This is a genomic window from Donghicola eburneus (genome assembly GCF_900115865.1).
GTDB classification, from domain to species: Bacteria; Pseudomonadota; Alphaproteobacteria; order Rhodobacterales; family Rhodobacteraceae; genus Donghicola; species Donghicola eburneus.
This window is the reverse complement of record NZ_FOXY01000006.1, coordinates 275,442-282,708: the sequence shown is the minus strand read 5'-3', so window position 1 is coordinate 282,708 and position 7,267 is coordinate 275,442. Positions and strand designations below refer to the sequence as shown.

4 protein-coding genes are annotated in these 7,267 nt (G+C 56.5%); 2 read left to right on the top strand and 2 right to left on the bottom strand.

Annotated features, from left to right (window positions below; genetic code table 11):
• Nucleotides 1–99: 99 nt before the first annotated feature.
• Nucleotides 100–1,719: an AfsR/SARP family transcriptional regulator gene (locus tag BM225_RS12925; protein WP_143095388.1), complete on the bottom strand. Its 1,620-nt coding sequence runs from the start codon at nt 1,717–1,719 to the stop codon at nt 100–102.
• A 344-nt stretch (nt 1,720–2,063) separates the two neighbouring features.
• On the opposite strand from BM225_RS12925, the gene BM225_RS12920 reads away from it, so the two are divergent.
• On the top strand, nt 2,064–2,834 hold the full coding sequence (locus tag BM225_RS12920) for a phosphatase PAP2 family protein (RefSeq protein WP_092464775.1): 771 nt from the start codon (nt 2,064–2,066) through the stop codon (nt 2,832–2,834).
• On the opposite strand, the gene BM225_RS12915 is transcribed toward BM225_RS12920, so the two are convergent.
• Nucleotides 2,831–4,843: a S8/S53 family peptidase gene (locus BM225_RS12915; RefSeq protein ID WP_092464774.1), complete on the bottom strand. Its 2,013-nt coding sequence runs from the start codon at nt 4,841–4,843 to the stop codon at nt 2,831–2,833. The genes BM225_RS12920 and BM225_RS12915 overlap by 4 nt on opposite strands.
• A gap of 221 nt (nt 4,844–5,064) precedes the next feature.
• On the opposite strand from BM225_RS12915, the gene BM225_RS12910 reads away from it, so the two are divergent.
• Complete coding sequence (locus BM225_RS12910; protein WP_143095387.1) at nt 5,065–7,203, top strand: phosphatase PAP2 family protein; 2,139 nt, start codon at nt 5,065–5,067, stop codon at nt 7,201–7,203.
• The last annotated feature ends 64 nt before the right edge of the window (nt 7,204–7,267 follow it).

Genomic DNA, 7,267 nt, shown 5'->3' with positions numbered 1-7,267 from the left:
TGTCTAGGCTGGCGCACGCCCACCGAAGCCTTCAGAGAAGAAATGATGAAGCTAAGATAGGAGAAGTTGTCGCAACGACCCTTGAGCCAACATGCCTAGCTACCCGAGGTCGAACTTATCCTTATTCCTTAAAAGGCCTGCCTTTCGCACTGTGGTGTTTGGGTACTCCGGATCACTTATGAATTTCCCAATTTCAAAAGTCGGCTCAATCTTCTTCAACGCCTGCATCTGCTCAATGGCCTCCGCGACTTTGTCTTGGCTCGCATACAACGCCAAAAGTACACGCTTAGGCGCTCGGAAATCTGGCGCGGCCCGAGACGCTCTGAGGGCGTATTTTTCGGTCTGAGTCAGGTCTCCGTTACTGAGGCACGCCAAACTATGGCTAAGATCCCACCAATGGGCGTTGCCCGTGAACCGCGACAGGCGCGTGCCAATCAAAGAGCTCTTCGCCGCTTCTTTCGGACGACCTGCGAACATGTTCGCCGTGGCAAGCGCAGCCTGGACGTAGGGATCAAACTTGCTCAGGCCAGACGCCTGCTCTGCCAACAGAAAGCTCGCTTCGACATCGTCAAAATGGATCATGTGCACCAAAGAAGACATCGCGTTAGCAAAAGCACTGTGCGGCTCTGCCTCAAGGGCTTTGGCGCAGTAGAAACGCGCCATTTCAGTGGCAGCTTCTTTGTCATCCGTCGCCTCTTCAATGACTTGCGTGGTCTTCTGCCATGCCAGCCAAATGAGAATAGAAGGATTTCCGGTCCGCTCGTACGCACGAAGCAATTTCGTCTCGGCCATGTTCAGCCGCGAAATATCGTAGCTGAAAATATCTGTTATCCCGGCTCTGAGTTCGGTGAAAACTTTGTGCTCACTCGTCTCAGGCGCATAAAGGTCCGATATTTTGAAAATGACCTGCTCTGAAAACTCGGAGATTGCTCGCCGAAAGGGCTCTGCGGCCAACAACGCATTTGGTGGACACTCAAATTCGCCGAAACGGGAACATACCGGATAGCTATCAGAGAGCCGAACCGCTTGGAAATGAACCTGTGTGGAGGCGCCAAAGCAATTGACGTCACACCGGATGTCTAGCGTGGACTCTCGACTATCGGCCAGAGTGCTGTTCTGCTCTGTTCCAATCTTTGCAAGGGTTCGTTCGCAAACGTACTTTGCGATCTCTTGCGCCGCCACTCTCGTAACGAAAGGCGCCTCTGACGGTGCCGCTGGATCGGGCAGCAGCAAGCGAACGATCTGCTCCGTCCGAGGCATCTGCGGCCGGACATGCGTCGAAGGCTGCACCGGAACATCCGCAAAAGAACTGCGCATCTCGCGCAGCCAATCTTCAAATGCCTCATCACGTATATCGATCCCGCTCAGGAATTCTTCGCCCGCCGCATTCAAGGCGTCTGGATCACCGGGAAAAACGATCCGCACAGCCTCGGGGTCCAGCCAAACTTCCTTACGATCCGCATGTAGGAGGGTCGCCATCGGGCCCAATGTCTTGCGCAGTTCAGCAAGAGACTGACGCAAGCTGGCATTTGCTTGATCGTAACCCCGATCGCTCCAGAGTTTTGACTGTATCCAACGACGCGCCCGCTTTAATTTCGGTGCAGTTGCTAGCAAAGCGACGACTCCGCATGTCTTTTGACCACGCGGCGTGCGCGACGTTCCTTGCTGATCCACGAGGGTCAGACACCCGCTAAGGTCGATCTTCAGAACATCGGTCATTACAAAGTACACCAAAATCAATCGCTTGGCGAAGAGGAATCAAGTGTTTGGCGACGTCTTGCGTTAATTTAGCGTTAATTCTGCGTTAAATCGTGAATTGGGTCCACTAAAACATTCTCAGGTCATTTGCGCCGATGTAGCCTCAATATGAAATTTGATCGCGCCATTAAGTGTATTGAAGCCATTTTAGAGGAGAGAAGTTCGTGACGGGGAGAACAGGACGAACGGGACGCACAGGCAGAACAGGACGCACGGGCCGTACAGGTCGCAGTGGTCTAAGTGACCGCGGAGACCCCACATCTTTTGCAGATTTGGACCACGTTGGCGCATCCAGCACACCGCTATTGAGCGATGCTCTGATAGCCGCACGTGGAGGCGTCGTCGGCTATTGGTCCACCGATGACATCACCGACTACTCTCTTGCCATCAAAACGGGCAAAAGCTGGTCCGCCTTCCGCAAACTCGCGCCTGAAGTGCGGGCAGGCGTTCTGGACAGCGAAGTCATGGACGGATTTTCATTTGACCGCATGATGTCCAAGATCCCCGCGCCCGACCCCCTCACGCGCCAAGACTTTGAAAAGGTGCGTCGCGCGGCCGACCTGCGTGCCGATCGGCTTAATGAAATCTACGCGCAGCAAAAGGACATGATGTCGTTCTTCGGCGCTCTTTTTAATGCCAGCGGAGCCCGGTTTGACCGCACGATCGAGTTCATCGACGCTCTGCTTCGGTTATGCATTCCGGTCGAGATGCGCTGCAAATACGAGTTTGGGCGCGCACGTCCTGTCGAGATCGCGCCAGAGGTGATGCCGATCATTCAAACACCAGGTCACGGCTCGTATCCCAGTGGGCATGCAGTCGAATCCATGGCCATCGCAAGCGCTTTGGAGCACTTTAGCGAAGAAGGCAGCGGCCCGAAAATCGGCCCTGCAGCACGCGCTATGGCACGGCGCATCGCCTTCAATCGCGTCGTCGCCGGAGTTCACTACGAATCCGATAACGCCGGCGGCGAAATCTTGGGCGAGAAGCTTTTTAAATATGTACGCAAAAAGGCCAAATCGGCCGACGATACCCCCCTCGCGCTACTCTATGAAAAAGCGCTGGAGGAATGGCGCTAAGATTCGGGGTGGCGCGGACGCGCGCCCCCTGCCCCCACACGCACCTCACCGATCCGGTTGGTGCGCGCCGCGTCAGGCACTGCCTCAAGCGTTGGCGCAACATTGCTGAGATCGCGGGCGATTTTGGCGGCAGCGACGCTGGTACCGTCCACAATAACTGTTGTATCGCTAAACGTGCCTGAGGCAACGACACCATAGCTGCCATACCCGTCACTTCCAATCGTAGAATGGGTCGGGCCTGCACCAAGAGTGCGCTGCGACCAGTCAGCAGACCCTGCCGTTTCCAGCGTTGGCCGAACCGCATTGCGACTGCCCATCGGGTCAGGCTCAATCGCACCCGCCGTAACGATCCCAGCACCGCCCTTCGCCATGATCGCGGAATTGGTTCCATTTCGTGTTAACCCCGAAGCGCCCTCGGGCGCATCATAAGAGTACGTTCGTGGATCAAAGCCATAGGCATCCCGATGATCAAGAAAGGACTGCCGCCCGCCGCGCTCAAAGCCCGCCGCCGTATCATCACGCTGCACCTGAAGGACCAGCGACACACTCTGGGCCGATGATTTCTGAACTGTGACCTTCCATGTGCCACTTTCCGTCAGCAGACCAGAAGAGCCAGTGGTCGGAGCTAGCGCTATTGTCAGACGCGACGTGCCCTCCAGCCGATCATGGTAAATTCGGCCAATCACCTGACCGATGCCGGCGTCATCCGGCACTACCAAGTCCTCGAACTGATCTACTGGAGGGATTACTGTGAATACGGTGCCAGACGGGCTGGCTAAGCTCAGGCCAATCTCTGCGCTGAGGTCCGAGGATACCTGATCAATACGGTGGATTTGCAAGAAAGAGTGCGTTGGATCATCGGGCGGGATATTCCAGTCCATCGTGCCTTTGGCCAGCGCATAGTTCAAATCGAACTGCGCCGCCAGACGCTCTCGGTAACTGTTTCCGTAAGCGAAAACCAGACGTCCCGCGTGTGCATTATTCATCTCTTCGTTGAAACACGCGATCCGGCTGCGCAATTGCCGCTCTAGCAACGATTCACCTGTCTTGGTCCCTGCCGAAAAGCCGAGGCTGACATTAATAATAATCGAGCGCGCTTCGGTATAAGCCAAAGATAACAGCCAATCGACCGCCATTAGCAGAAAGACAGGCAGATGCGTGCCAGACGTGTCCTCAAGTGTTTCGGGCGGCAGTTGCACCGCCAGCAGATCAGCGCCCTCTGCGCCATCTTTGGGGTCCAGACCCGCCGCCAAATCCAGAATGGCTGTCCCATGACTGAAAGCCTGCTCAGTCGAGCGATGGGTGAAATCAGAAAAGATTTCCGCATTTCGGCTTCTGTAAACATCAAATTCCGTCTCGAGGCCGAGGCGGCATAGGTCTGCTTCAATGTCTTCAGCGCTCAAGACGCGACCGATCTTCACATAGGGACATTGATCTTGCACCGGCTGGATCGATTGCTGCCAAAGCCCCAGAAAACGCGTCTGCGTTCGGGTCCTCTCTTTGCCTGCCACGCGTTTCCGAAACCGAGCATTCAGATAGCCGATCCCATCATCGATCACGGCCACGATCGGCGTTTGCTTTGATGCGGCGCTCGCACTCCGAACTGACAAAGGCTTGGTCCGCTTGGTCGGGTCAAGGCAGACGGGCACCCCTGCCCCTTTTATGAGCGCGCGCAGGGCTGGAACCTCTGCCATTTGGTGCAAATGCTGGGGCTGAACAAAATAGAACCCAGCCACCTGCCCCTCTTCGGCAAAGCAGAACTCCAGCGTGCTGTCTTGATAGAGGGGCTGACGCCCTCCCTCGGCACAGGGCATGGTGCAGTCACCGCCAGAAGAGGCTGGCAGAAACACCGGAATGTCGTGCTGCACAAAGAGCGCGTTGATGGTGTCTCTGTCTCCTTCGAAGAATACAGGGATCCATTTTCGTTCCTCCTCAGGACTGGTCCGGCGCGCGGACTCTATGGTCATTGTCCAGTCAACAAACGGATCAATATGAGCAGTGTACGCCAAGGCCGCCTCCTGTGTTCCCTGACACCAATCGTACCAAGCGATTTTCACGCTCCATAGGCCCGCACACCTTGCTTGTGCATTTTTCACGGAAAACTCACGCAAGCCAAACGCCATTTTGATGCAAAGTCCCGCTAACCTCACGGAGCGATCACGCGGTTGGCGCATCCTGTGTGCAGTGACAGGAGCTTTTCTTCTTCACGAACAAGATGGAGGACTTGGAAATGCCGATTACCGAGAGTGACCGCCGCCCTGCACAGGATGGCTTCGCCGAATTCAAGAACTCGAAGTACAACCGCGATGAAGCAACAGACATGGCCTATAATACCGCAAAGCGCCCTGCTCTGAGTATTCGCGCAAACCCAGAAGAGTTCGACCTACAGCCGCATCCCATCGGGAATTTCAGCAAAGGGTTGCCTCACACGCTAGAGGGTAACGTTGCGCCGCAAGCCTACGAGATGTTCGTCAGATCCCTAAGACAATCTAACGACTTGTCGAAATCCGGCGGCTTCCCTGCACCCTTGGGACCTGATCCGGTGCATCACCCGGCAGGCTACAACATGTCTGCTGACGTCATAACGGATACCTTCGGCAATCCTGGGCCGGCGCCAATCACACACTATCACTTCAAGAATGCATCTAGCCCCGATCCGGTCGCGACGCGCAAATGGGAAAGTCCATTGGGCGGCTTGAATTCCGACATCACCGGACCTTGCATCGGCGGCGTTTCATTGCCCCCTGCCCCCGCGCTTGGCAGTTCTGAACTGTGCGCCGAAATAGCCGAGGTTTATGCCATGGCACTGACGCGCGACATTGCGTTTGCAGACCTACAGAACATCAATTGCGTCGTGCATTCGGGTGCTGAGGGCGAGGTCACCATCGGCGACATTGTTTCAGAGCTTGGTGCGTTGCCCTGGTTCGATCCAAACGGAATGCCGATTAGTTCTGAGCGGACAGACAACGGCACGTTTGCCCAGACGCTGACCAATCAAGAGACGCGTCGCCGCGCCGCACGCTGGGATGAACACGGCGAATTCTCGGTCAAATCGCTGTTCCGGGGTTCGACCGAGGGGGCAAAGAAAGGCGCCTACCTATCCCAATTCATGCTTCAGGGGGGTGGCGACGACCGCGCAGCTGGCCAAATTCCTTTTGGCACCCAGACCATTGACCAACGCACACAACCCGACAATGCACACCTTGACTACATGGTGACGTGGATGGAATGGCTGGATGTCCAGAACGGCGCACGTTTCACAGGCGTGGACCGGACAGAAGCCCCGCGCTTCCTGACCACACCGCGTGATCTGGCGGCCTACGTTCACATGGATCAACTCTATCAGGCATACTTTAACGCCGCGCTTCTCTTGCTCGGGTCAAAGCGGGCCGAAGGGGTGTCTGCCTTTGACCACGGTCTGCCAAACAACAGCATGGAACCCGACGCCACACGCGAAGGCTTTGCGACGTGGGGCGGCCCCCACCTGTTGGATCTGCTGGCCTCCGTATCTTCGCGAGGGCTTAAGATTATCCGACGTCAAAAGTTCCAGATCCACCGACGTGCCCGCCCCGAGGTTCTGGCAGCGCGGCTGGCACTGGCGAACAACGGGCAGCTGGATGCTCTTGGTTCTGGCGGGACGCGCGTTCAGAGCATGCTTCATGAGCTTTGGCAGCGTTGCCCAAAGCTGATGGGCGCAATTGCAGAGAGAAACAGCTCTGCCCCCGGTCCCGATGCTCGCGGCTTGACCATCGAGGCGGAACTCCCTGAAACGCCAATTGACGGTGGCGCCAACCTGCTGCTCCCCATGGCCTTCCCCGAAGGATCGCCCATGCACCCCGCTTACGGCGCAGGCCACGCGACCGTGGCAGGGGCCTGTGTCACAGTGCTCAAAGCGCTGCTGAACACCGTCAACAAGGACGGTGAGAAGGTTACGATGCAGGATTTCGGATTTGATGCATCGTACCAGAGCGTAAAATCCAAGTCCGGCGACTACTGCTTGCAGGACACCGGCGATCACCATTTGACCGTGACGGACGAGCTCGACAAGCTCGCCGCCAATATCTCGATCGGGCGCAATATGGCTGGTGTGCACTACTACACCGACTATTTCGAAAGCCTGCGGCTTGGCGAACGGGTCGCGATAGGCATCCTGCAAGAGCATCTGCAAACCTCGCCCGAGGATATCTCATTGCACCTGATCGACTTTGATGGTCGCAGCGTCCAGATCAAGAAAACGGGCGGCGCCAACTACGGCGCAGAGGCCGAGATCATCGTCAACGATGGCGCAATCTCCACCGCTGACTGGTGGACCGAAAACGTCGCTGAATACGAGATTGAACCTCCCATCATCCAACGTCTCGTCGGCTGACGAACAGGGGCCCGACGCGCTCCGCCGGGCCCCTCGTTTCCAGAATATCCACGCTTTTTACAAT

Coding starts and splice junctions, on each gene's coding strand:
- BM225_RS12925 (WP_143095388.1), bottom strand. CDS start 1,719: ATGACCGATGTTCTGAAGATCGACCTTAGCGGGTGTCTGACCCTCGTG.
- BM225_RS12910 (WP_143095387.1), top strand. CDS start 5,065: ATGCCGATTACCGAGAGTGACCGCCGCCCTGCACAGGATGGCTTCGCC.